The sequence below is a fragment of the Actinocrinis puniceicyclus genome (assembly GCF_018283645.1).
Lineage (GTDB): Bacteria > Actinomycetota > Actinomycetes > Streptomycetales > Catenulisporaceae > Actinocrinis > Actinocrinis puniceicyclus.
This window is the reverse complement of record NZ_JAGSXH010000322.1, coordinates 1-1,313: the sequence shown is the minus strand read 5'-3', so window position 1 is coordinate 1,313 and position 1,313 is coordinate 1. Positions and strand designations below refer to the sequence as shown.

Sequence of the window (1,313 nt, the reverse complement as noted above, 5' to 3'; positions counted from 1 at the left end):
ACCCCCGCCGCCACCGCTTGAGCCCTGGGTGAAGGCCAGGTAGTGCAGGTTCCAGCCGGCGGCGTCCTGAGCGACGGTGAGCGTCTGCGCGCCGGCGGCCAGGGTGACGCTGGCGGTGACCGTGGTCCAGGTCTGATATCCGCCGGTGTTCGGGACGGCGAGCGCGCCGGAGAGGTTGGTGCCGGACGCGTCGGCGATGTGCAGCGCGTCGGCGACCGCACCGGGCGCGGCCACCCGGAAGCTGACCGTGTAGGTCCCTGCCGTGGACACCTCGACGGTGTACTTGAACCACTGCCCGTTCGCCGTCCAGCCCTGGTCGTAGGCGCCGCCGACCGGGGAGGTGTCCTGCGTGTCCGCGGTGGCTTCCAGGTCGATCGCGTCGGAGCGGTAGCTGCTGGCGGTGCCGTCGCCCGCGGCGGCGCTGTAGGCGACGCCCTGGCCGCCGGTGTCGTAGTTCGCCGCCTGCACCGTGCCCGGTACGGGCGCCGGGGTGCCGCCGAAGGGCTGGTCACCGCCGGAACCGCCGCCGGAACCGCCGCCCGAGGTCAGGGTGAAGGCCAGGTCGTGGAGGTTGTAGCCGTTCGAGTCCTGAGCGATGGTCAGCGTCTGCTGGCCGGCCGGCAGGGTGACGCTGACGGCGACGGTGGTCCAGGTCTGATATCCGCCGGTGTTCGGGACGGCGAGCGCGCCGGAGAGGTTGGTGCCGGACGCGTCGGCGATGTGCAGCGCGTCGGTGATCCCGTACGGCGAAGCGAGCCGGAACGCGACGCTGTACGTGCCCGCGGTCGAGACGTCGAGCGTGTACTTGAACCACTGTCCGCCGGTGGTCCAGCCCTGGTCGTAGGCGCCGCCGGCCGGGCCGGTGCCCTGCGTGTCCGCCGTGGTCTCCAGGTCCACGCCGTCGGAGCGGTAGCTGTTGGCGGTGCCGTTGGCCGAGGTGACGTTGTACGCCACGCCCTGGCCGCCGGTGTCGTAGTTCGCCGCCTGGATCGTGCCCGGCACCGCGGCCGCGGTGCCGCCGAACGGGGCACCGGCGGCGGCGAAGGCCGCGGTGTGCGCACCCGCCAGCAGCGACAAGGCGGATAACGCCGCGACCGCGAGCAGCGCGCGGAACACCGGCCGGCGGCCCCGCGGCCGGGACCGGCCGCGCGCGGGCGGCCGCGTGAAGGTGAGAAGCCTCATTGCGTTCCCTTCAGGTGCCTGATCTTCCTCGCCGGCGCTGGGCCGCTGGGCCGCTCGGTCGGTCGGCGGGAGGGTGGGTGGTCTGTCTCTTATACACATCTGACGCTTCCGACGACGGAGAGAGTGTAGAG

The 1,313-nt window shown here is 72.9% G+C and carries 1 protein-coding gene; it reads right to left on the bottom strand.

The genetic code is table 11. The annotated features are described in order from the left end of the window. A partial coding sequence (locus tag KGA66_RS29060) for a carbohydrate-binding protein (protein ID WP_211472810.1) occupies positions 1-1,182 on the bottom strand: 1,182 nt, incomplete at its 3' end. Positions 1,183-1,313: the final 131 nt, after the last annotated feature.